The sequence below is a fragment of the Streptococcus sp. HMSC34B10 genome (genome assembly GCF_001839505.1).
Lineage (GTDB): Bacteria > Bacillota > Bacilli > Lactobacillales > Streptococcaceae > Streptococcus > Streptococcus peroris.
This window is the reverse complement of record NZ_KV841556.1, coordinates 124,233-147,884: the sequence shown is the minus strand read 5'-3', so window position 1 is coordinate 147,884 and position 23,652 is coordinate 124,233. Positions and strand designations below refer to the sequence as shown.

At 39.9% G+C, this 23,652-nt stretch carries 25 protein-coding genes and 1 riboswitch; of the genes, 12 read left to right on the top strand and 13 right to left on the bottom strand.

The genetic code is table 11. The annotated features are described in order from the left end of the window. Positions 1-5 precede the first annotated feature (5 nt). The 3 genes from HMPREF3237_RS06325 to HMPREF3237_RS06315 all read right to left on the bottom strand — a co-directional run bounded on the left by HMPREF3237_RS06325 (position 6) and on the right by HMPREF3237_RS06315 (position 2,144). Positions 6-656 (bottom strand): phosphatase PAP2 family protein, encoded by a 651-nt coding sequence (locus tag HMPREF3237_RS06325; RefSeq protein WP_070889214.1) that lies wholly within the window; start codon positions 654-656, stop codon positions 6-8. After that, positions 646-1,203 carry an ECF transporter S component gene (locus HMPREF3237_RS06320; protein WP_070889213.1) on the bottom strand — a complete coding sequence of 186 codons (558 nt, stop codon included), beginning with the start codon at positions 1,201-1,203 and terminating at the stop codon, positions 646-648. Before HMPREF3237_RS06320 ends, HMPREF3237_RS06325 begins: the two co-directional genes overlap by 11 nt. A 149-nt stretch (positions 1,204-1,352) precedes the next feature. Then, positions 1,353-1,587: riboswitch (FMN riboswitch) on the bottom strand. Positions 1,588-1,640: 53 nt separating this feature from the next. Continuing rightward, positions 1,641-2,144 carry a tRNA (cytidine(34)-2'-O)-methyltransferase gene (locus HMPREF3237_RS06315; protein WP_070889212.1) on the bottom strand — a complete coding sequence of 168 codons (504 nt, stop codon included), beginning with the start codon at positions 2,142-2,144 and terminating at the stop codon, positions 1,641-1,643. A 421-nt stretch (positions 2,145-2,565) separates the two neighbouring features. On the opposite strand from HMPREF3237_RS06315, the gene trkA reads away from it, so the two are divergent. From trkA to HMPREF3237_RS06295, 4 genes are all read left to right on the top strand, one after another. Continuing rightward, positions 2,566-3,915 carry a Trk system potassium transporter TrkA gene (gene trkA / locus HMPREF3237_RS06310; RefSeq protein WP_070889211.1) on the top strand — a complete coding sequence of 450 codons (1,350 nt, stop codon included), beginning with the start codon at positions 2,566-2,568 and terminating at the stop codon, positions 3,913-3,915. 3 nt (positions 3,916-3,918) lie between these two features. Next, complete coding sequence (locus HMPREF3237_RS06305) at positions 3,919-5,358, top strand: TrkH family potassium uptake protein (protein WP_070889210.1); 1,440 nt, start codon at positions 3,919-3,921, stop codon at positions 5,356-5,358. Positions 5,359-5,515: 157 nt separating this feature from the next. Continuing rightward, positions 5,516-6,142, top strand: coding sequence for a hypothetical protein (locus HMPREF3237_RS06300; protein ID WP_070889209.1), 627 nt, complete (start codon positions 5,516-5,518; stop codon positions 6,140-6,142). A 60-nt stretch (positions 6,143-6,202) separates the two neighbouring features. After that, complete coding sequence (locus HMPREF3237_RS06295; protein ID WP_070889208.1) at positions 6,203-6,907, top strand: CPBP family intramembrane glutamic endopeptidase; 705 nt, start codon at positions 6,203-6,205, stop codon at positions 6,905-6,907. Between the two features lie 402 nt (positions 6,908-7,309). Here the strand turns inward: HMPREF3237_RS06295 and HMPREF3237_RS06290 are convergent, their stop codons facing one another. The 3 genes from HMPREF3237_RS06290 to HMPREF3237_RS06280 form a co-directional block, all read right to left on the bottom strand. Next, positions 7,310-8,854, bottom strand: coding sequence for a peptide chain release factor 3 (locus HMPREF3237_RS06290; RefSeq protein ID WP_070889207.1), 1,545 nt, complete (start codon positions 8,852-8,854; stop codon positions 7,310-7,312). 182 nt (positions 8,855-9,036) lie between these two features. After that, positions 9,037-9,759, bottom strand: a complete 723-nt coding sequence (locus HMPREF3237_RS06285) for a YwaF family protein (RefSeq protein WP_070889206.1) — start codon at positions 9,757-9,759, stop codon at positions 9,037-9,039. A 34-nt stretch (positions 9,760-9,793) separates the two neighbouring features. Beyond that, positions 9,794-10,468: a YwaF family protein gene (locus HMPREF3237_RS06280; protein ID WP_070889205.1), complete on the bottom strand. Its 675-nt coding sequence runs from the start codon at positions 10,466-10,468 to the stop codon at positions 9,794-9,796. Between the two features lie 212 nt (positions 10,469-10,680). Between HMPREF3237_RS06280 and gatC the strand changes: the two genes are divergently transcribed. From gatC to nusB, 8 genes are all read left to right on the top strand, one after another. Further along, positions 10,681-10,983 carry an Asp-tRNA(Asn)/Glu-tRNA(Gln) amidotransferase subunit GatC gene (gatC, locus tag HMPREF3237_RS06275; protein ID WP_070889204.1) on the top strand — a complete coding sequence of 101 codons (303 nt, stop codon included), beginning with the start codon at positions 10,681-10,683 and terminating at the stop codon, positions 10,981-10,983. Next, positions 10,983-12,449 carry an Asp-tRNA(Asn)/Glu-tRNA(Gln) amidotransferase subunit GatA gene (gene gatA, locus HMPREF3237_RS06270; protein WP_070889203.1) on the top strand — a complete coding sequence of 489 codons (1,467 nt, stop codon included), beginning with the start codon at positions 10,983-10,985 and terminating at the stop codon, positions 12,447-12,449. The genes gatC and gatA overlap by 1 nt, the downstream gene beginning before the upstream one ends. Continuing rightward, positions 12,449-13,891 (top strand): Asp-tRNA(Asn)/Glu-tRNA(Gln) amidotransferase subunit GatB, encoded by a 1,443-nt coding sequence (gene gatB, locus HMPREF3237_RS06265; protein ID WP_070889202.1) that lies wholly within the window; start codon positions 12,449-12,451, stop codon positions 13,889-13,891. The genes gatA and gatB overlap by 1 nt, the downstream gene beginning before the upstream one ends. 78 nt (positions 13,892-13,969) lie before the next feature. After that, positions 13,970-14,968: a zinc-ribbon domain-containing transport protein gene (locus tag HMPREF3237_RS06260; RefSeq protein WP_070889201.1), complete on the top strand. Its 999-nt coding sequence runs from the start codon at positions 13,970-13,972 to the stop codon at positions 14,966-14,968. Positions 14,969-14,979: 11 nt separating this feature from the next. Beyond that, the gene (locus HMPREF3237_RS06255; protein WP_006145024.1) at positions 14,980-16,134 is read left to right on the top strand and encodes an SPFH domain-containing protein; all 1,155 of its coding nucleotides are present in this window, start codon (positions 14,980-14,982) and stop codon (positions 16,132-16,134) included. 80 nt (positions 16,135-16,214) lie between these two features. Further along, entirely contained in the window at positions 16,215-16,775 is a 561-nt protein-coding gene (gene efp, locus HMPREF3237_RS06250; RefSeq protein WP_006145022.1) for an elongation factor P, read from the top strand. A 21-nt stretch (positions 16,776-16,796) separates the two neighbouring features. Beyond that, a complete protein-coding gene (locus HMPREF3237_RS06245; RefSeq protein ID WP_070889200.1) occupies positions 16,797-17,186 on the top strand; it encodes an Asp23/Gls24 family envelope stress response protein in 390 nt (129 codons plus the stop codon). Further along, a complete protein-coding gene (gene nusB, locus HMPREF3237_RS06240) occupies positions 17,179-17,601 on the top strand; it encodes a transcription antitermination factor NusB (protein WP_070889199.1) in 423 nt (140 codons plus the stop codon). The genes HMPREF3237_RS06245 and nusB overlap by 8 nt, the downstream gene beginning before the upstream one ends. A gap of 108 nt (positions 17,602-17,709) precedes the next feature. On the opposite strand, the gene HMPREF3237_RS06235 is transcribed toward nusB, so the two are convergent. The 7 genes from HMPREF3237_RS06235 to fabG are packed head-to-tail and all read right to left on the bottom strand — an operon-like array spanning position 17,710 to position 23,648. Further along, complete coding sequence (locus HMPREF3237_RS06235) at positions 17,710-18,477, bottom strand: acetyl-CoA carboxylase carboxyl transferase subunit alpha (protein ID WP_070889198.1); 768 nt, start codon at positions 18,475-18,477, stop codon at positions 17,710-17,712. Continuing rightward, positions 18,477-19,340: an acetyl-CoA carboxylase, carboxyltransferase subunit beta gene (gene accD, locus HMPREF3237_RS06230; protein WP_070889197.1), complete on the bottom strand. Its 864-nt coding sequence runs from the start codon at positions 19,338-19,340 to the stop codon at positions 18,477-18,479. The genes HMPREF3237_RS06235 and accD overlap by 1 nt, the downstream gene beginning before the upstream one ends. A gap of 32 nt (positions 19,341-19,372) precedes the next feature. After that, a complete protein-coding gene (accC, locus tag HMPREF3237_RS06225) occupies positions 19,373-20,740 on the bottom strand; it encodes an acetyl-CoA carboxylase biotin carboxylase subunit (protein ID WP_070889196.1) in 1,368 nt (455 codons plus the stop codon). Between the two features lie 11 nt (positions 20,741-20,751). Further along, complete coding sequence (gene fabZ, locus HMPREF3237_RS06220) at positions 20,752-21,174, bottom strand: 3-hydroxyacyl-ACP dehydratase FabZ (RefSeq protein WP_070889195.1); 423 nt, start codon at positions 21,172-21,174, stop codon at positions 20,752-20,754. Then, positions 21,171-21,653, bottom strand: coding sequence for an acetyl-CoA carboxylase biotin carboxyl carrier protein (gene accB / locus HMPREF3237_RS06215; protein WP_070889194.1), 483 nt, complete (start codon positions 21,651-21,653; stop codon positions 21,171-21,173). The genes fabZ and accB overlap by 4 nt, the downstream gene beginning before the upstream one ends. Before the next feature lie 2 nt (positions 21,654-21,655). Then, positions 21,656-22,891 (bottom strand): beta-ketoacyl-ACP synthase II, encoded by a 1,236-nt coding sequence (gene fabF / locus HMPREF3237_RS06210; RefSeq protein ID WP_070889193.1) that lies wholly within the window; start codon positions 22,889-22,891, stop codon positions 21,656-21,658. Positions 22,892-22,913: 22 nt separating this feature from the next. Further along, entirely contained in the window at positions 22,914-23,648 is a 735-nt protein-coding gene (fabG, locus tag HMPREF3237_RS06205; RefSeq protein WP_070889192.1) for a 3-oxoacyl-[acyl-carrier-protein] reductase, read from the bottom strand. Positions 23,649-23,652 lie beyond the last annotated feature (4 nt).

Below are 23,652 nucleotides of genomic sequence, written 5' to 3'. Positions count from 1 at the left end.
GATACTCATTTCTGTTTTCCTGTAAATCGCCATTGAAAACGGAGTTTGTCATAGTATGGAAACTCCATAAACAAAACTCCTAAGCCCATACAAAGGCTGGCAATCACATCTGATGGGTAGTGAACTCCTAGATAAATTCTTGATACCAATACACTGACTAAGAATATACCAAGTCCGATTTGCACGACTTTTCTCCAGACTTGATTTTTAATCCTTTGGCTGAAAATCACAATCAAAGTTCCTACCATAATCGTCACAGCCAAAGAATGTCCGCTAGGAAAGGAAAAACCTTTTTCCTCTACTAGGTGTAAAATTTCTGGCCGTGGTCTTTGATAGATATTCTTAAAAGTTACGATTAAAATTCCAGCAAAAGTTAGATTTCCTAGCATGAAAAAACTTTCTATCTTCCATTGCTTACAATAGAAAATAAAAGCAACTATTAAAACCCAGGTGATAATAACTGGAATATCAATCAAATGCGTAATTGCTTTAAAAAATATGGTCAAATAGTCAGGCAAGTTTCCTCGAATCACTGTCTGAATCGGTTGATCAAAGTTGATCAACATTTCAGGGTAGAATTTAACCACATAACCAATAATCACAAAAAGTAAAAGGGCAAAACTGCCCTTCATTAAAAATGTTTGTTTATTTTTCATATTTTTTCAAAACAGGTTGTAAAAGTACATAGATTAACCAAAACACAATTGCCCAAATAACACCTTCAATTAGATTGAAAGGTGCAACCATAGCTGCTAAGTAATGAACGAGACCAAATGTTTGCGAAATATCATAATTCATAAATTTGGCGTATAAAGGGATTGCGTAGAAGTAATTTACCAATACCATAGAAGCACTCAAACCAACAGTTCCAACAATCGTTGCCAATACAAATCTGCTATGTGTCCGTTCCTTGTTCCAAATCAAAGCAAAAGCAAGAACAAAAACAAGAACAGCAATAATATTGATAGGAAGGCCAACTATGGTTTCAAGTCCCTTATTATTGAGGGCTAATTTGAGAACTGATCGAACTAAGGTCACAAAAATAGCACTTTTAAAATCTAAAACGACCAAGGCCAATAAGATGGCAACGATGCTCAAATCTATCTTGAAGAAATCTATCAAAAAAGAGAATTGATAAAACATCAAAATAAATGATAAAGCGGACAAAACAGCCACAAGGGTCAGTTTACGTGTGTTTGTCATAACAGGTTCCTCCAATTTTCTATAAAATCAGAAGAAGTTGGAAAGTTTCTCTCTATCTACTCTCTTGCCTATCTCAAAAAGAAACCAAAGTTTACAACGAAACCCGTTTTATTTTTTATATGAATGAAGCAGAATAGACAAAGCCATCCTTTCGTCTTCTCCCATCCAGACTATACTGTCGGTTGTGGAATCTCACCACATCAGCTTGCGCTCGCGGACTTCTTTTAGACTATGGAAATGGAGATTTTTCTTTTAGACGAGGCGACAAGCTGTAGGCATAACTTTTGGTTAGGCAAAGCTTGGCAACAAAGCATCAAAGGAAAAGAACATTTCCAAGTAAAAGTCACCGCCGGTCGGGAATTACACCCAGCCCTGAAGACCCTCTTATGATAACAAAAAAAGCTTGCAAGTGCAAGCGTTTTATCTCTTATCAGTGTTTATTTCAACTTATCCGTTTCGTAAGTATGAACCAGTTCGAGTCCATCAAAGTTTTGTTGACGGAGAGCCTCATACACAATCATGCATACTGTATTCGATACATTGAGACTACGAACATGTTCATCATTCATAGGAATTCTGAGAGCTTTTTCAGGATGCTCACGCATAAATTTCTCAGGTAAGCCCTTATCTTCACGGCCAAAGAGAAAATAATGATTTCCTTCTGTCGTGAAATCTGCATCTGAATAAACTTTTTCAGCAAACTTGGAAATTAAGTAGAGTTGTCCATTCATTTTTCCCATAAATTCATCTAAACTGTCATAGAAATAAATGTCAAGCTTGTCCCAATAGTCTAGCCCAGCTCGCTTCATTTTACGATCATCGATAGGGAAACCCATAGGTTTGATAATATGAAGGGGTGCATTTGTTGCTGCACAAGTTCGTGCAATATTTCCCGTATTTTGTGGAATTTGTGGTTCAAACAACACAATATGATTTGTCATGCCTTACTTCCTCTCACTAGTGCAAAAAAATAGCCACACTGCCCGGAGTCAAGCTCAGCAAACAGCGTGGTTAAGGCATCGTTAACTTACCTCACAACAGGTTTGAAGTAAATCAGCGAAACTACCTTTTAAGTATATCACTTTCAGATTGATTGTCAATAGAAATGGATTTATTTTTTCATTTTTTCCCAGGATATTTACAAAATTCAAGCATAATCCACCAATCTACTCAGTTTTTATAGTCGTCATAACATAGAGAACTTTGGGATAGATTCTCTTTCTTAAAAAAGTTTAATTTCTGAGCAAAAATACTTTTGGAGCCAATCATATACTTCTAAACAGTAAACAATCGGTTGTTAAATGCATTTTAAACTAAAAAAAGGTATGATAGAAACAGATTAAAAAAGTAGGAAATATAACTATGAAAATTATTCTTGTTGGAGGGGGAAAAGTAGGTTCTGCCCTTTGTCGTTCGCTTGTCGCTGACAATCACGATGTTGTCTTAATTGAACAGAACGAAACCGTTTTGAATTACATGACAAGTCGCTTTGATATTATCGGAATCGCAGGAAATGGTGCTGACTTTACAATGCTAGAAGCAGCCAATGTCCAAGACTGCGATATTTTCATCGCTATGACCCAGTATGATGAGGTCAATATGGTTTCGGCCGTTCTTGCTAAAAAAATGGGGGCCAAGGAGACCATCGTTCGTGTTCGTAATCCTGAATATTCTAATCCTTACTTTAAAGAAAAAAATATTCTAGGGTTTTCACTGATTGTCAATCCCGAGCTCTTGGCTGCTCGTGCCATTGCTAACATCATCGACTTCCCAAATGCTCTCTCAGTTGAGCGATTTGTGGGAGGTTTGGTTAGTCTAATGGAATTTGTCGTTCGAAAAGATAGCACTATTTGTCAGATGTCCATGGCTGATTTTCGTAAAAAGTTCGGTAATGTTATCGTCTGTGCTATTGAGCGCGATAACAAACTGATGATTCCTAGTGGCGACCTTATTTTGGAAGATAAAGACCGTATCTTTGTAACAGGACATCGTGTCGATATGATGCTCTTTCACAACTATCTCAAATCTAGAGTTGTTAAGAGTTTGCTTATCATTGGAGCTGGTAAAATTGCATACTACCTACTGGGTATTTTAAAAGACAGCCGAATCGATACGAAAGTTATCGAGGTCAACCAAGAACGAGCCGCCTTCTTCAGTGAAAAATTCCCTAAACTTTATATTGTTCAAGGAGATGGAACAACCAAAGACACGCTCTTAGAAGAAAGCGCTCAACACTACGATGCTGTTGCCACCCTGACTGGAGTTGATGAAGAAAATATCATTACATCTATGTTTTTAGATAGTATTGGTGTTCAAAAAAATATTACCAAAGTCAACCGTACTAGCCTATTGGAAATTATCCATGCGACAGATTTCTCAAGTATTATCACACCTAAGACAATCGCTGTTGATACCATCATGCACTTTATCCATGGTCGTGTAAATGCGCAATATTCTGACCTTCAAGCCATGCACCACCTTGCAAACGGCCAGGTAGAAACTCTTCAGTTCTTAATCAAGGAAGCAAATAAGATGACTGGCAAACCTTTGTCTCAATTAAAACTCAAAAAAGATGTCTTGATTGCTGCCATTATCCGTAATGGAAAAACAATTTTCCCAACCGGAGAAGAAACACTCCAAGTAGGTGACAAGCTAGTGGTTATCACTTTGTTATCTAACATCACCAAGATTTATGATTTGTTAGAGAGGTAAGCTATGAATAGAAGTATGGTACGCTTTCTTCTTGCAAAGCTACTTTTGATCGAAGCTGGACTACTCTTGGTACCCGTTTGTATTGCTCTTTACTATCAAGAATCTGATCAAGTGTTTTCAGCTCTTTTCTCTACTATCGGAATTCTCGTCGTCCTGGGTCTTCTGGGCATCATTAAAAAGCCAAAAAAACAACGAATCTATGCAAAAGAAGGGGTCTTAATTGTAGCTCTCTGTTGGATTCTCTGGTCCTTCTTTGGTGCCCTTCCCTTTGTCTTTTCAGGACAAATTCCCAATATGATAGATGCTTTCTTCGAAGTTAGTTCTGGTTTCACTACAACAGGAGCAACCATCCTAAATGACGTATCTGTCTTAAGCAGATCTCTTTTGTTTTGGCGGAGTTTTACCCACCTCATTGGAGGGATGGGGGTGCTGGTTTTTGCCCTAGCTATTATGGACAATGCCAAAAACAGCCACTTAGAGGTTATGAAGGCAGAGGTTCCTGGACCAGTATTTGGTAAAGTTGTGTCTAAACTAAAAAATACAGCTCAAATCCTTTATATTCTCTATCTAGCAATGTTCGCTCTCTTTGTAGTTATTTATTACATTGCAGGGATGCCACTCTACGATAGTTTTGTTATCGCGATGGGAACTGCTGGTACTGGTGGATTCACTGTTTATAACGATGGTATTGCCCACTATCATAGTTCTCTCATCACTTATTTGACAAGCATCGGGGTTTTGATGTTCGGTGTCAATTTCAACCTCTACTACTATCTCATGCTTCGTCGAGTTAAGGAATTCTTTTTCGATGAGGAACTTCGAGCTTATCTCTTAATTGTAGCCATATCCACAGGCTTAATCACACTCAACACACTTCACCTCTATAGTGGAGTTTCACAAAGTTTTGAAATGGCCTTCTTCCAAGTTTCTAACATCATTACCACTACTGGTTTTGGTTATGGAGATATCACAAACTGGCCTTTGTTTTCTCAATACATCTTACTAATGCTAATGGCAATCGGTGGTTCTGCTGGTTCTACTGCCGGTGGTCTCAAGGTCATCCGTGGAGTTATCCTCGCTAAAATTGCAAAAAACCAATTCTTGTCTACCATCTCCCCTCACCGTGTCTTAACTCTCCATGTTAATAAAACGGTCATCGACAAGGATACCCAACATAAGATTTTAAAATATTTTGTAGTTTACATCATGATTCTACTTAGTTTAATCTTCATCGTCAGTTTAGATACCAACAATTTAATGGTTGTTACGAGTTCTGTTTTCAGTTGCTTTAACAATATCGGACCAATTCTAGGAACGACTTCAAGTTTCTCAATTTTTAGTCCATTCTCAAAACTCCTCCTATCCTTTGCAATGATTGCAGGACGTCTTGAAATTTATCCAATCATATTACTCTTTATGAAGCGAACCTGGTCTAAACGATAGACATTCATTATCAAAAAGCACAACTTCCAAGAAATAACTGGTGGTTGTGCTTTTTTTGAAAAAAGACAGTTGAGAGGTAAAAAATGACACTTGAGAAAAACTTAGGTTTTTGTGAATCGTTTTGGTTATAATCTTTAAAAAACGTAGGGGTTATTTTATGAACAAAATTAGAAAATCAATCCAATTTCTCTTGTTAGGGGCCATGGCATATCTAGGATTCTGTAGTTGCTTATTTTGGCCTGGAATTTCTCTAACTCTTAAACAAACACATTTTTACATTTTGATGTTCTTATTGACATTAGCTGGCATGTGTACATTCATCCACTATCTTTCCGGTCATGAACCTGTGAGTAGTCAGCTAGGCAAACGTAGTCGCGCTTTCTTTTTATTGTATAGCACTATGGTTATTATTAACTTGACTGGAGTCAGCCTTATTTTATTTGAGAATATCAGCACTAACAATTTACTTCAAAAAGAGGTGATAGAATTGTTGTTGATTTCTTTCTTTTTCCTATTTGGACTTGATATTGCAACTTTTTTACCACTAAAGAAATGGAAGAAACTGCAAACCCATAATAAAGCTAGAAAACTAACTTTCCTAATTATCTTTAGTTTATTTTTTCTACATAATCCTATAACTATCCTCTCTGTTGGTTTTTATATCCTATTAGGAATCAGCTTCCTTAGTTTTTTATTTCCAAAAAAGTTAAGACACGACTTATCTTTCTACAGCCACTTAATACGAGATATCTTATTGATTATCTCTACACTCATGTTTTGGTAGTTTCTAGAATTCCTATCCAAAGTATGCTATAATGAAATAAATTTTTTAGGAGATATTTGGATGAATTTTTTTAAAGATTATCGCAAGCGACTGATTTGGTTAGGAGTCTTTTTTGTAGCAATGTTCTTATCTCAAGTCCCTATGTTAACTTTAGTGTTGCTTCAAAAAACTCAACTGGAATCTATTTGGTCCACTTTAATAGTTGGGATTACTTCTACCGCTGTCGTTACACTCTTTTTATATGGCGCTCACAAAAGCAAGCTCTTAAATTTAAAATCAAAACTCTTTACCATTAATGATGCCCCTCGAATCGCTCTTAGTTATGTAGCCATTATTGTTGGAAATATGATTGGTGCGATTTGGTTGCACCTTCTGAAGCAAACAACTACTTCAAATCAAGAAACTATTAATAGCCTCATTTCTGAAACTTCCCTAATTTCCAGCTTTTTCGTGATTGTTATAGTAGCACCTCTTTGTGAGGAAATTATCTGCCGCGGTATCATACCTACAAAACTATTTGAAGGATATGAAAAAATTGGTTACATTTTTGGTTGGCTTCTCTTCACTATAGCCCATATACCAAATAATCTTCCTTCTTTCTTGATCTATGGCTGGATGTCTGCTGTCCTAACTTGGACTGCTTATCGCACCAAACGTCTAGAGATGTCTATCATACTGCACCTAGTGAATAATGGAGTCAGCATTCTATTGCTTATCCTCCTTACATTCCTTATCAAGGTTGTTGGTATAGATGCTTTTCAATAAATAGAAGTTCCACTACTAATAAAAAGACTAGAAACCTATTTGATTTCTAGTCTTTTTTATCTTTTAACAATAAAGCACAAACAAGATGCGAAGTGTTGTGCACGAAATTTGTGACATAATTGGCTATTTAGCTTCCTTAATGTTACGACACGAAGAGGCGAAAACGATTATTTTTTGCCGATGAGTTAGTAAGGCAGTTAGCTAGACTGCTTTCTAACTATATCGATTTTATTTGCCAAACGTAGTTAGTGAGGCAGTCAGGTCACTTTCTACCCATCACGACGTAAAGTTTTACGAATCGATAATATTCGTAAAACTTTACTAGTGGAGCGCCTAGCCAAGTTCCATAGAAACTTGGCGTTAGTTACTTAGATTGTTACACAATCAAGTAACTTTGGCAATCTACATCTTTTCTTCCAACTCCACATCTGGATACTTGTCCGCAAACCAGCGGAGGGCAAAGTCGTTTTCAAAGAGGAAGACAGGTTGGTCAAATCGATCTTTGGCTAAGATATTCCGGCTTGAAGACATACGCTCGTCAAGGTCTTCTGGCTTGATCCAACGAACCGTCTTTTTCCCCATTGGGCTCATGACCACTTCAGCATTGTACTCATTTTCCATCCGGTGTTTGAAGACTTCAAACTGGAGTTGCCCAACAGCACCAAGCATGTATTCACCCGTTTGGTAGTTGGTATAAAGCTGAATAGCTCCTTCTTGCACCAATTGCTCAATCCCTTTGTGGAAGGATTTTTGCTTCATGACGTTCTTAGCTGACACTTTCATGAAGATTTCGGGAGTAAAGGTTGGTAGAGGTTCAAATTCAAACTTGTTCTTCCCAACAGTTAGCGTATCTCCAACCTGGTAGGTCCCTGTATCATAAACTCCGATGATATCTCCTGCTACCGCATTGGTCACATTTTCACGACTTTCCGCCATAAATTGGGTGACATTAGAAAGTTTAGCTCCCTTACCAGTACGAGGGAGATTAACACTCATACCACGCTCAAATTCACCCGATACAATACGAACAAATGCGATACGGTCACGGTGTCGAGGGTCCATGTTGGCTTGAATTTTAAAGACAAAACCTGAGAAATCCTTATCATAAGGGTCGACAAGTTCACCGTCTGTTTTCTTGTGCCCATGAGGTTCTGGAGCAAACTTGAGGAAGGTTTCAAGGAAGGTCTGCACCCCAAAATTGGTTAGAGCTGAACCAAAGAAGACCGGAGTTAATTCACCCGCAAGGATGGCTTCCTCTGAGAATTCATTTCCTGCTTCTTGCAAGAGCTCGATGTCGTCTTTCACTTGCTCGTAGAAAGGATTGCTAGCAAATAGCTTATCCCCATCTTCCAGACTGGCAAAACGCTCGTCTCCTTTGTAGAGTTCCAAGCGTTGGTTATAAAGGTCATAAAGTCCCTCAAAGGCTTTCCCCATCCCGATTGGCCAATTCATTGGGTAACTGGCAATGCCCAAAACTTCTTCCAATTCTTGCAAGAGATCTAGTGGCTCACGGCCGTCACGGTCCAACTTGTTCATAAAGGTAAAGACGGGGATGCCACGGTGTTTGACAACCTCAAACAATTTCTTGGTTTGGGCCTCAATCCCCTTGGCAGAGTCTACGACCATGACGGCAGCGTCCACCGCCATCAAGGTACGGTAAGTATCTTCTGAGAAGTCCTCGTGCCCTGGGGTATCTAGGATATTGACCCGTTTGCCATCATAGTCGAACTGCATGACAGATGAGGTTACCGAAATCCCACGTTGTTTCTCGATATCCATCCAGTCAGATTTAGCGAAGTTTCCTGTCTTCTTTCCTTTGACCGTTCCGGCTTCCCGAATCTCTCCCCCAAAGTAGAGCAATTGCTCTGTAATCGTCGTTTTACCAGCGTCCGGGTGAGAGATGATGGCAAAGGTTCGGCGTTTTTTGATTTCTTCTTGAATACTCATAACTTCTCTTTCTTTTTTCTTTTTATTTTCAATGATTTCAATATATAATCACTCTTTGTTACATTGGACCCCAAAATTCCTTTCAACACTCCATTATATCGGATTTTAGAGAGTTTTTCAATTGCTTACACAAGAAAAAGCAGGTCAAGATACCAGACCTGCTCATAAGATTCTTTTGTTGACTATTTAAATTTTTCATTCTTCATATTTCTTCGCAAATCAATTGTTTCTTGCGCAATTTTCTTTTTCCAACGTTTCTTAAACAAAATATCAAAGAGTACTAAGGCTGAAGAAAGAATGATTGAAACCAGAAGGTATTTTATCCAAATAGGAGCATCTGGGATAAAAGGCGTGGTATTCAAGAGTCCGTAATTCCCACCTGTCACTTGATTAACTCCAACTAGAAAAAGATTGAGAATAAATGTGTAAGCGATAATGCGATACTTTTTCAGCAAGATCTTGTCGTAGTGGTTCATAAGATAGACCAAGGAATTGACCAAGAGGGCATAATGACCAATGAGAAAAGAAAAACTGGTAATATGCGGGAAATCATAGGGATCAAAAACTGGATAGCCTAAAGCAAATACTGCTCCACTGGCTCCCATTAGGGCAAAATACTGCTTGGTTTTCCATTTATCTGGTAAGAAAACAACTGCAAACATTGCCAAACGACAATGGTAAAGAGGCAGGCTGTTCGAAAATGGAATGCTAAAACCTATATACCAAGTATAAAGAGCTAGCAATTGCGCAATTTGAATCCACTTAAACAATCGGACAAATTTGGGATTTTTGTAGTAAGTAAGAGAAGCATAAATAGACAAGGCAAGAAGGCCTATCATAACTCCATACCAAAAAATCGGAATAGGCGGTGGTGTCGTTTGGGTTCTTGTAATAAAATGATGCATAAAGTCTCCTTAAGTTAACGAATTCAGTTGTATATTAACTATTCTTATGTTTATATTTAACGAGTTGATTGATAAGGATGAGAATACCTGTCATTAAACTGGTTACTATCAAATAGTTAAGCAAACTACCATGATCCCCAATCACAGGTGGCTTGCTCATAAAGCCATAATTTCCTCCTGTCAAGAGGTTGGCTATCAAAATAATGGCATTAACCCCAAAAGTCATCCGGCATATTTTCCAAGTATCCCCTTTTTCAACTTTATAATATCTAACAAGATAAATCAAGCAGTTAGCCAAGAGGGCCCAATGTCCGAAAACATTGTTGACAGACGAAACATGAGGGAAAGGAAAAGGATAAAAGACTGGATAAACCAAGGCCATAATAGAACCAAAGACTCCCAACAGAGCAAAATATTGCTTGAAAAAGGTCTTATTAGGGGCAAAAAGAATCATCCACATAGCCATGCGACTATGGTAAAAAGGGAGAGCCTCAGATAGGGGCAGACGTGCAGCAATATACCAAGCGTTGATAATCAGCAACTGAATCAATTGTCCCCAATACCAAAAGTTTCTGTAACCTTTAGATGATGCGAAACGAATCGATAAAACAGCTATGATTACCAAAGACGTAGGTAATAAAAAGTACCAGAATCCCAAGTGTGGAGGAACTGTCTTTTTACTGGTAAAAAGTAACTCCCAAAGCGTCATATGTCATCCTTAAAGTGTTCTAGTTGAGTCAATTCTCCATCTTGTTTATCAACTAGAATCTACCGTTATTCTTTTTTCTAATTTCAACCATTATATCGAAATAAAAAGTATTTTTCAATTTCCGGTTCTTTTCAACTTGACTTGCCTTATTTATAGGAAAATATGGTAAAATAGAACAGATAAAGAATCATCATTTCACGAAAGGATAGAAGATGAAAATTACGCAAGAAGAGGTGACTCACGTTGCCAATCTTTCTAAATTAAAATTCACTGAAAATGAAACAGCTGAGTTTGCGACAACCCTGTCTAAAATTGTTGATATGATTGAGTTGCTCAGCGAAGTCGACACAACTGGTGTTGAACCAACGACTACCATGGCTGATCGTAAGACAGTATTGCGTCCGGATGTTGCTGAAAAGGGGACGGACCGTGACCGCTTGTTCAAAAATGTACCTGAAAAAGATAACTACTATATCAAGGTACCAGCTATTCTAGATGAAGGAGGAGATGCCTAATGACTTTTAATAACAAAACCATTGAAGAGTTGCACAATCTCCTTGTTTCTAAGGAAATTTCTGCAACTGAATTGACTCAAGCAACCCTTGAAGATATCAAGGCGCGTGAAGAGGCTATCAATGCCTTTGTGACGATTGCTGAGGACCAAGCTCTTGCTCAGGCTAAAGCTATTGATGAGACTGGAATTGACGCTGACAATGTTCTTTCAGGAATCCCGCTAGCTGTTAAGGACAACATCTCTACTGATGGTATCCTGACAACTGCAGCCTCAAAAATGCTTTATAACTACGAGCCAATCTTTGATGCGACAGCGGTTGCTAATGCCAAATCTAAGGGTATGATAGTTGTTGGTAAAACAAATATGGACGAGTTTGCCATGGGGGGTTCTGGTGAAACATCTTACTATGGACCAGCCAAAAATGCTTGGGACCACAGCAAGGTTCCTGGTGGATCTTCTAGTGGTTCTGCAGTTTCTGTAGCATCAGGTCAAGTTCGTTTGTCCCTTGGTTCTGATACTGGTGGTTCTATCCGCCAACCTGCTGCCTTCAACGGGATTGTTGGTCTTAAACCAACTTACGGAACGGTTTCTCGTTTCGGTCTTATTGCATTTGGTAGCTCCCTAGATCAGATTGGTCCTTTTGCACCAACTGTTAAAGAAAATGCCTTGCTTCTCAACGCTATTGCTAGCGAAGATGCAAAAGACTCTACTTCTGCTCCAGTCCGCATTGCTGACTTTACTTCAAAAATCGGTCAAGACATCAAGGGCATGAAAATCGCTTTGCCTAAGGAATACCTTGGCGAAGGAATTGACCCAGAGGTTAAAGATACTATCCTTAATGTGGCCAAACACTTTGAAAAATTGGGAGCAACTGTCGAAGAAGTTAGCCTTCCACACTCTAAATACGGTGTCGCCGTTTACTACATCATTGCTTCATCTGAAGCTTCATCAAACTTACAACGATTTGACGGGATTCGCTATGGTTTCCGTGCGGAAGATGCTAAAAACTTGGATGATATCTATGTGAACACTCGTAGCCAAGGATTTGGTGACGAAGTCAAACGCCGTATCATGCTTGGAACTTTCAGCCTTTCGTCAGGTTACTACGATGCCTACTACAAGAAGGCTGGTCAGGTTCGTACCCTCATCATTCAAGACTTTGAAAAAGTATTTGCAGATTACGACCTCATCCTTGGTCCAACAGCTCCAAGCGTGGCCTTTGATTTGGATTCACTTAACCATGATCCAGTTGCCATGTACTTGGCTGACCTCTTGACCATTCCTGTCAACTTGGCTGGTCTACCAGGAATTTCAATCCCTGCAGGATTTGCTCAAGGACTCCCAGTCGGTCTGCAATTGATTGGTCCTAAATACTCTGAAGAGACCATTTACCAAGCTGCTGCTGCTTTTGAAGCAACAACCGACTACCACAAACAACAACCCGTAATTTTTGGAGGTGCTAACTAATGAACTTTGAAACAGTCATTGGACTTGAGGTCCACGTGGAACTCAACACCAATTCAAAAATTTTCTCACCAACATCAACCCATTTTGGAAATGAGCAAAATGCAAACACCAACGTCATTGACTGGTCCTTCCCAGGAGTACTTCCTGTTCTCAATAAAGGTGTAGTTGATGCCGGTATCAAGGCCGCTCTCGCTCTTAATATGGACATCCACAAGAAGATGCACTTTGACCGTAAGAACTACTTCTACCCTGATAATCCTAAAGCCTACCAAATTTCTCAATTTGATGAACCAATCGGTTATAACGGCTGGATTGAAGTGGAACTAGAAGACGGTACCACTAAAAAAATCGGGATTGAACGTGCCCACCTGGAAGAAGATGCTGGTAAAAATACCCACAGCCCAGATGGTTTCTCTTATGTTGACCTTAATCGTCAAGGGGTACCATTGATTGAGATTGTATCTGAAGCCGACATGCGTTCTCCTGAAGAAGCCTACGCTTATCTAACAGCCCTTAAGGAAGTTATCCAATACACAGGCGTTTCTGATGTTAAGATGGAGGAAGGCTCTATGCGTGTAGACGCCAACATTTCTCTTCGCCCTTATGGCCAAGAAGAATTTGGTGTCAAGACTGAGTTAAAAAACCTCAACTCCTTCTCAAACGTTCGTAAAGGTCTTGAATACGAAGTCCAACGTCAGGCTGAAATCCTTCGTTCAGGTGGTCAAATCCGTCAGGAAACAAGACGTTACGATGAAGCCAACAAATCAACCATTCTCATGCGTGTCAAGGAAGGTGCTGCAGACTATCGCTACTTCCCAGAACCAGATCTACCACTATTTGAAATTTCAGATGAGTGGATTGAGGAAATGCGCACTGAGTTGCCAGAGTTTCCAAAAGACCGCCGTGCTCGCTACGTGGCAGAGCTTGGTCTATCAGACTACGATGCTAGTCAGTTGACGGCAAACAAAGTCACTTCTGACTTCTTTGAAAAAGCAGTGGCCCTTGGGGGCGATGCTAAACAAGTCTCTAATTGGCTACAAGGTGAAGTCGCTCAATTCTTGAACGCGGAAGGTAAAACACTGGAACAAATCGAATTGACACCAGAAAACTTGGTAGAAATGATTGCCATCATCGAAGATGGAACTATTTCATCTAAGATTGCCAAGAAAGTCTTTATCCACCTTGCTAAAAATGGTGGAGGTGCTCGTGAATACGTTGAAAAAGCCGGTTTGGTTCAGATCTCAGATCCAGATATCTTGATTCCAATCATCCATCAAGTCTTTGCTGATAACGAAGTTGCTGTTGCCGACTTCAAGTCAGGAAAACGTAACGCTGACAAGGCCTTTACCGGATTCCTCATGAAAGCAACCAAAGGTCAAGCCAACCCACAAGTCGCTCTTAAACTACTTGCTCAAGAATTGGCGAAGTTGAAAGAAGATTAATTATAGTATAACTGTCACAAGCTAATAAAAATTCTAGCTTGATGCCTTGCACTTTGTACTCACATAGTTAGGAGACATATGAAAAAGTTATATACTCTTATCGCTACTTGCTTGCTTCTACTATTTGTGACACCCCTACAATCAATCGATGCTGGGGTTGGACATTCACGAAGTGGTAGCTCTAGTCGTAGTAGTTCACGTAGTAGCAGCTCTAGCCGTAGTAGTTCACGTAGTAGTAGCTCTAGCCGCTCAAGTGGCAATAATTCCTCTTACAGAAGTAGCTATTATTCTGACGGCAGTTACTCAAGTTCAGGTGGTTCTCTAGGTACTGGAATGACCATTCTTATCATGTTTGGTGTCGGAGCTTTCCTACTCTACATGCTCATCAAGTACCTTAATGACCAGAATACTCCACCTGAAACACCGTATAGAAGACATACTACTAACTACGAGCCAGAGCCAACTAGCCATCGTAGGGTTGAAAATAATAACCAAGCTATCGATCGACTCAGGTATCACGATCCAAACTTTGATGCCTCTACTTTCACTTCATGGGCTAAAGAAGTATACATTCAGCTACAAGCTGCATGGACTAAAAAAGATTGGAATGCCGTTCGTTCTCTAGAAAGTGCTAGCCTCTATACACAACACAGCACACAACTAGAAGATTATATCCAATCTAAAACAACGAATGTCTTAGAACGAGTTTGTGTTGAAAATGTTAGAATCAAAGATTTCAATAGTAATCCAGATGGAAATGATACTTTAGTCGTTATCTTATCGTCTACCTTGAGAGATTACGTCGTTGAAGACGAAAGTCGTAAAGTCATCGAAGGTAACCCTCAAAAAGATCTATTTACAGTTTACCAAATGAACTTTATCCGTAAACACGGTAGCCAAACTGAATCAACTGTTCAAGAGAATGCCGTCAGCGACCACTGTCCAAACTGTGGCGCACCACTAAAAATATCAGCCATTAGCAAATGTGACTATTGCGGTGCTGAATTAACACGTAGTCCAAACCAATGGGTACTAGATACCTATGATGTTGTGGATGAAGATGAACTTTATAACTAGGAGAAATAATTATGGGATTTATTCGAGCTGCCCTATCTGCTGGGCTTAATAGTTTTAACGATAGCAAATTTAAAGAAGCTGTTGTGCTTCCAAATGACGTATCATCAGATGCTGTAGCCATTAAAGGCCAACGACTTGCAAAAGACCCTGATGGTCAATCTAGACAAAGCAATCAAAACACCGGTCTTCTTACAGACGGTAGTGTTGTCATTGTTCCTCAAGGCTACGTTGCTATCTTGGTCAATAACGGAACCTTCCTAGGAGATGTCTTGGAAGCTGGTAGCCATGAATGGCAAGCAGGAGATAATGCTTGGCTTCTTGAAAAAGGTGGCTTAAAAGGAACTTGGGAAAACTTTAAAAACCGTTTCTCTTTTGGAGGACAAGTCATTACCCAACAAGAAATTATCTATGTTCGTATGCAACCTCTTGCTGGTAATAAATTTGGTACTCAAAACGCTGTCGAATACTTCAGCGAACGCTACCAACAACTGCTCAATATCCGTTTCTATGGACTATTTGACGCTAAAGTTTCCGACCCGGTGCTCTTTTATGTTAGCTCTGTTAGCCACCAAATTACAGAGCAAAAACCATTTACCTTGCAAGATGTTGCCCAAGGCACACTTCGACAAAATATCGCTCCAAAAATTGCCATTGCAATTGCCAAATACACCAACGAAAACAAAGTCGATATCTATAGCTTAAATGCTAATCAAGATACCTTTAACGAAGTAGCCAAACAAGAGGTCAATAAAGTTTGGACAGGTCTTTATGGTATCGAAGCAACTAACATCTTGCTTGAAGACCTCAGCTATGACCAAGAAAGTTTAGATATTGTTCGTAAGCTTGATAGTGAACTTGTAGCTATGAAATACAACACAATCGAGATTGAAGAACGTCGTGCTCGCAATGAAGCCCTTGTTGCTGCAGCTAATAACGAAGGCAACGGTAGCAATGGCATGAACATGTTTATGGGAATGAATCTTGGGCAAGCTCTTGGCGGTCAACTTAACCAACAAGCCCAACCTCAAGCTCCTGTTCAAAATAATGGACAGGCTCCAGCTCAAAACAATGGGCAAGCTACAAGTAAGAATTTCTATATTGAAGTCGATGGCAAGTACGTACTAGTTACCAAAGATGAAGACGGGAATATCGTTCCTGTCAACTAATCAGGAATCACCAGATATTTGAGAATTATCAACGTTTATGATACAATAAAGAGTAAATTATTTATTAAAGAGGTAAAAACATGATTGAAGCAAGTAAATTAAGAGCTGGTATGACATTTGTAACAGCAGATGGAAAATTGATTCGCGTTTTGGAAGCAAGTCACCACAAACCAGGTAAAGGAAATACCATCATGCGTATGAAATTGCGTGATGTCCGTACAGGTTCTACATTTGACACAAGCTACCGACCAGAAGAAAAATTTGAACAAGCGATTCTTGAGACTGTCCCAGCCCAATACTTGTACCAAATGGATGACACAGCCTACTTCATGAACACAGAAACTTATGACCAATACGAAATCCCTGTGGTCAATGTTGAAAATGAATTGCTTTACATTCTTGAAAACTCAGAAGTAAAAATTCAATTCTACGGAAGTGAAGTGATCGGGGTCACTGTACCAACTACAGTTGAATTAACTGTCACAGAAACTCAACCATCTATCAAGGGAGCTACTGTCACCGGATCTGGTAAACCTGCAACTCTAGAAACAGGTCTTGTCGTAAACGTTCCAGACTTTATCGAAGCTGGACAAAAACTCGTTATTAACACTGCAGAAGGAACTTACGTTTCTCGTGCCTAATCTCTAGAAAGAGGTCATTCTATGGGAATTGAAGAACAATTAGGCGAAATCGTTATCGCCCCACGTGTACTTGAAAAAATCATTGCTATCGCTACTGCTAAAGTTGACGGAGTGCATTCTTTTTCAAATAAATCAGTATCTGACACCCTTTCAAAACTTTCACTTGGTCGTGGCGTCTATCTAAAAGAATCTGAAGAAGAACTAACAGCTGATATCTATCTCTATCTTGAGTATGGTGTCAAGGTTCCTAAGGTTGCAATGGCTATTCAAAAAGCTGTTAAAGATGCTGTTCGTAACATGGCTGATATTGAACTCTCTGCTATAAACATTCACGTTGCTGGTATAGCACCAGATAAGACACCAAAACCAGCATTGACAGATTTGTTTGATGAGGACTTCCTCAATGACTAGTCCATTATTAGAATCTAGACGCGAACTACGAAAATGTGCTTTTCAAGCACTGATGAGTCTTGAATATGGTTCTGATATTGAAACTGCTTGTCGCTTCGCTTATACCCATGATCGAGAAGACGACGAGGTAAAACTCCCTAGCTTCCTAATCGATCTTGTATCTGGTGTTCAAGCTAAAAAAGAGGAACTAGACAAACAAATCACTCAGCATTTAAAGTCTGGTTGGACTATTGAACGTTTAACCTTAGTTGAAAAGAATTTATTGCGTTTAGGAGTTTTCGAAATCACTTCCTTTGATACTCCTCAACTTGTAGCTGTGAATGAAGCCATTGAATTAGCTAAAAGCTTTTCAGATCAAAAGTCAGCCCGTTTCATTAACGGACTGCTCAGTCAATTCGTAACTGAAGAAAACTAAATCTCAAAAAAGTGCTTGAAATGAGTCAAGCACTTTTTTAAATATGAAAAATTCCTTTCCTAAACAAGAAAAAAGCTAGAGCAATTTTTTAGCTCTAGCTTTTTTTTTTTAATATTTTCTAAAACGTTGGTAACGTTCTTCGAGCAGTTGATCTAACGGTAATTGCTTAAGATTACCAAGTTCTTGCTGAATTTCATCTTTCACTCGTTTGATTAAATCCTTGCTAGAGAGGCCAACTTCCGAAATCACTTTGTCCACGACTTTCATGTCTAATAATTCATGAGAGGTGATTTTCATCAACTCTGCAGCTTCCATGGCACGACTGCCATCCTTCCAAAGGATAGAGGCAAAGCCTTCAGGACTGAGAACTGCATAGATCGAGTTTTCTAGCATCCAAACACGGTCAGCCACTGCTAGAGCTAAAGCTCCCCCCGAACCTCCTTCGCCAATAATAATAGCGATGATTGGCACTTTAAGATCACTCATTTCCATAAGATTTCGAGCAATGGCTTCACCTTGGCCACGCTCTTCTGCTCCGACACCAGGATAGGCTCCAGCAGTGTTGATAAAGGTTACAACAGGCCGGCCAAATTTTTCAGCCTGTTTCATCAAACGAAGACCTTTCCTGTACCCTTCTGGATGTGGTTGACCAAAGTTACGATTAAGGTTATCTTGTAAACTTTTACCTTTTTGGATTCCAATGACAGTTACTGCTTGGTCTCCCAACCAACCGATACCACCAATAACAGCACCATCATCTCGGAAAGAGCGATCACCATGTAGCTCTACAAAGTCATCAAATATTCCTGTTGCGAAGTCCAAGGCAGTTAAGCGGGTTTGTTCACGTGCTTCTCTGACGATTTTTGCAATATTCATCAACATTCCCCCTTATGTAACCTTACTAATCGAGCAATCATATCTGGCAATTCTCTCCGTTTAACAATCGCATCCACAAATCCATGTTCTAACAAAAACTCTGCCTTCTGGAAATCCTCTGGCAAATCTTCCCTCACGGTATTTTCAATGACACGACGTCCAGCAAATCCTACTAAACTTTGAGGCTCTGCCAAGATGATATCACCTTCCATAGCGAAGGAAGCTGTAACACCACCAGTTGTTGGGTCCGTAAGGATTGTCAGATAAAAGAGCCCTGCATTGGAATGACGTTTGACTGCTGCAGAGATTTTAGCCATCTGCATTAAGCTCATGATTCCTTCTTGCATACGTGCTCCACCAGATGCTGTAAACAAGACGACTGGTAATTTTTCAGCTGTCGCGTATTCGAACAATCTTGTGATTTTTTCACCAACTACTGTTCCCATAGATGCCATGATAAAATTAGAATCCATGATTCCGAGAGCAACTTTTTCGCCCTTAATCAAAGCAGTTCCAGTAACAACAGCTTCATCAAGGCCTGTTTTTTCACGCATAGAAACTAATTTTTTCTGGTAACCTGGAAATTCCAAAGGATCCTTTGTCTCAATTCCTGTAAACATCTCTAAGAAGCTACCCATATCGATGGTTAAAGCAAGACGCTCTTGAGCTGAAATACGGAAGGTATAGCCACAGTGAGGACAAATCCGATCACTCCCCAAATCTTTTTGGTAGATGGTGTGTTTACAACCCGGACATTTTGAGAAGAGTTCATCTGGAACCTCAGGCTTGGCTTGGGGCTTTTCTCTAAGTGAACGATTGGGATTAATTCGTATATATTTATCTTTTTTACTAAATAGAGCCATACATCCCCCTTTTCAGTCTCATACTTTTTACATTATTCTTTTTCTTGATAGTATGGTAAGAATGTTTCCATCAAGAATGAAGTATCGTAGTCACCTGCTATCACACGACGATCAGAAATTAAATCAAGTTGGAAATCGGCATTAGTCACGACCCCTTCAATTTCGAGTTCATAAAGGGCTCGTTGCATTTTCATGAGAGCCTCAAAACGATTTTCACCATGAACAATAATTTTAGCGATCATACTATCATAGTATGGTGGGATGGTATAACCTGGGTACACTGCAGAATCCACACGCAAACCAACACCACCACTTGGTAGATAAAGATTGGTAATTTTACCTGGACTTGGTGCAAAATTAAAGGATGGGTTTTCTGCATTGATACGACACTCAATGGCATGACCCTTTAATACAATATCCTCTTGCTTCAAGGTCAATGGCTGACCTGCTGCAATACGGATTTGCTCCTTAACAATATCCACACCAGATACAAACTCAGTTACTGGGTGTTCCACTTGGACACGAGTATTCATCTCCATAAAGTAGAATTTGCCAGTTGCTTCATCCAATAAAAATTCAATGGTTCCGGCATTTTCATAATGAACAGACTCAGCTGCACGAACCGCCGCTGAACCAATCTCATGTCGCAACGTTTTGCCAATCGCTATCGAAGGGCTTTCTTCTAAAACCTTTTGATTATTCCTTTGAAGTGAACAGTCGCGTTCACCAAGGTGAATAACATGTCCCATTTGGTCAGCAAGAATCTGCACTTCAATGTGGCGAGCAGGATAGATCACCCGCTCAAGGTACATCGCCCCGTTACCAAAGTTGGCTTTGGCTTCACTTGAAGCTGTTTCAAAGGCTGATACGAGATCTTCTGCCTTTTCAACCTTACGAATTCCTTTACCACCACCACCAGCTGAAGCTTTCAGCATGACTGGATAACCAATTTTTTCGGCGATAGCAAGAGCTTCTTCTGCAGTGTGGACTTCTCCATCTGAGCCCGGAATGACAGGCACATTAGCCTTAATCATTTGAGCACGAGCGTTAATTTTATCCCCCATGACATCCATTACACGAGCTGATGGTCCGATAAATTTGATACCGACTTCTTCACACATAGTTGCGAACTTGGAATTTTCACTTAAAAAACCAAATCCAGGGTGAATAGCTTCAGCTTCAGTCAAGACCGCAGCTGAAAGGATGGCATTGATGTTCAGATAAGATTCTGTAGCCTTCCCAGGGCCGATACAGATAGCCTCATCAGCCAAAAGCGTGTGGAGAGCTTCCTTATCAGCAGTCGAATAAACAGCGACTGTTGCAATTCCTAATTCTCGTGCCGCACGAATAATACGAACAGCAATTTCACCACGATTGGCAATTAAAATCTTACGAAACATGGAAAACCTCCCTAGTTTCCAATAGCAAAGGTTAAAGTCCCGCTTGCTGCAAGCTTCCCATCTACTTCTGCCTTCGCTTCTACTACGGCGATTGTGCCACGACGTTTGACAAAAGTCGCTGTCATGACAAGTTGATCACCAGGAACAACTTGCTTCTTAAATTTAACCTTGTCCATACCTGCATAGAAAACGAGTTTCCCTTTGTTCTCAGGTTTTGATAATTCCAAAACACCTGCTGTTTGTGCCAAAGCTTCCATGATCAAGACACCTGGCATTACAGGGTAGGCCGGAAAGTGTCCATTGAAGAAAGGTTCGTTAATCGTTACATTTTTAATAGCGACAATTGTATCTTCACTAATTTCCAAGACACGATCCACTAAGAGCATGGGATAGCGGTGTGGCAAAGCTTCTTTAATCCCTTGAATATCAATCATTTGATACGTACCAAGCCTTTCCCGAACTCAACCATTTCTTCATTTTCAACAAGAATTTCTGTTACGACACCGTCTTTAGGTGCTGGAATTTCATTCATGACCTTCATGGCTTCAATGATGACCAAGGTTTGGCCTTTTTTAACTGTGTCGCCAACTGAAACAAAATTAGCTTTGTCTGGTCCGGCAGCCAAGTAAGCAACTCCGACAAGTGGACTTTCTACAAGGTCCCCCTCAGCTACAGATTCAGTAGGACTTGATTCTGAAACTGCTTCTACAGCTGGAGTAGTTTGAGCCTGTGGTGCAACTGTATGTGCAGCTGCTGGAACAACTACAGGTTGAGGTGCTGGACTTGTTTCTGCCACAAGTTTTGCTTCATTCTTACTGAAGACCAACTCGTCCGTTCCATTTTTATAAGAAAATTCTTTCAAGCTCGACTGGTCAAATTGTGCCATCAAGTCTTTGATTTCATTTAAATTCATTTTTACTTATTCTCCCAACGTTTGAAAGCAAGAACTGCATTATGCCCACCAAATCCAAAAGTGTTTGAGATAGCATAAGGAATTTCACGTTCCAAGCCTTGTCCGTAAATAACATTTGCTTCAATGTAGTCTGATAATTCTGTTGTCCCGGCTGTCATTGGAACATAATTGTGACGGATTGCTTCAATTGTTGCAATGGCTTCAACTGCACCCGCTGCGCCGAGCAAGTGTCCTGTAAATGATTTGGTTGAAGAAACAGGTACTTCCTTACCAAGAACCGCTACAATAGCTCCACTTTCTCCCTTTTCATTAGCAGGAGTTGATGTACCGTGAGCATTGACATAAGCAACTTGGTCTGGTGTAATCTCAGCTTCTTCCAAGGCAAGTTTGATTGCTTTAATAGCCCCTTGACCTTCAGGATGTGGTGAAGTCATATGGTAGGCATCACAAGTATTCCCGTAACCGACAACTTCAGCTAGGATAGTTGCTCCGCGTTTTTCAGCATGTTCTAAGCTTTCAAGAACCAACATACCTGAACCTTCACCCATGACAAATCCATTACGATCTTTGTCAAATGGAATAGAAGCACGAGTTGGATCCTCCGTTGTTGAAAGAGCTGTTAAGGCTTGGAAACCTGCAATCGCAAATGGAGTAATAGATGATTCTGAACCACCAACCAACATGATATCTTGGAAGCCAAACTTGATAGAACGGAAGGCATCTCCAATAGCATCATTTGATGAAGCACATGCTGTATTGATAGATTTACAGATACCATTGGCACCAAAGCGCATGGCAACATTTCCTGCAGCCATATTTGGCAAGGCTTTTGGAAGTGTTAATGGTTTAACACGCTTTGGTCCTTTTTCATGAAGTCGAAGGACTTGGTCTTCGATTTCTCTGATTCCACCAATACCTGATGCAACGATGACACCAAAACGGTCTTTGTTGACAGCTTCTAGATCAAGATTTGCATTATTCACTGCCTCTTGAGATGCATATAAGGCATACAAAGAATAGTCATCAAAACGATTGGTGTCTTTTTTCACAAAATATTTGTCAAAAGGAAAATCATTAATCTCAGCGGCATTATGAACGTCATAAGCACTGTGATCAAACTTGGTAATTTCACTAATTCCAATCTTTCCATCTTTTAGACTATTCCAAAATTCTTCTGGCGTATTGCCAATTGGAGATGTTAATCCATAACCTGTTACTACTACTCGATTTAGTTTCATTTTCATACCTCTATTTTAACTCTTATTGCATGGTTAGTCCACCATCAATTGCAATGACTTGTCCCGTTAGATAATCTTGGCTTGCAAGAAAGGCTGTGACCTCTGCGACTTGCTCAGCTTGGCCAAATTGTTTCATCGGAATTTGTGCCAACATGGCATCTTTTACCTTATCAGATAGAACTGCTGTCATATCAGATTCAATCATTCCAGGCGCAATGGCATTGACACGCACATTACGATTGGCTACCTCACGTGCTACTGATTTGGTAAATCCAATCAAACCAGCCTTGGAAGCAGCGTAGTTAGCTTGACCGATGTTCCCCATCAAACCAACAACACTAGACATATTGATAATAGCGCCTTCACGTGCTTTTATCATCTGTTTCAAAACAGCTTGTGTCATATTGAAGGCACCTGTCAGATTAACTTTTAAGACCTTCTCAAAATCTTCTTCTGTCATCTTCAGCATAAGAGTGTCTTGAGTAATCCCGGCATTATTAACTAGGATATCAACTGAGCCCAACTCTTCAATGGCTTGTTCCACCATGCGTTTAGCATCCGTAAAGTCTGAAACATCACCAGAAATAGCAAGGACCTTCACCCCGTATGGTTTAAACTCAGCTAGAAGCTCCTCGGAGATTTCACCACGACTATTCAAGACAACGTTGGCTCCCAAGCTAGCAAATTTATGAGCAATGGCAAGACCAATTCCTCGACTTGAGCCTGTAATAAAGACATTTTTCTGTTCTAGTTTCATTTTT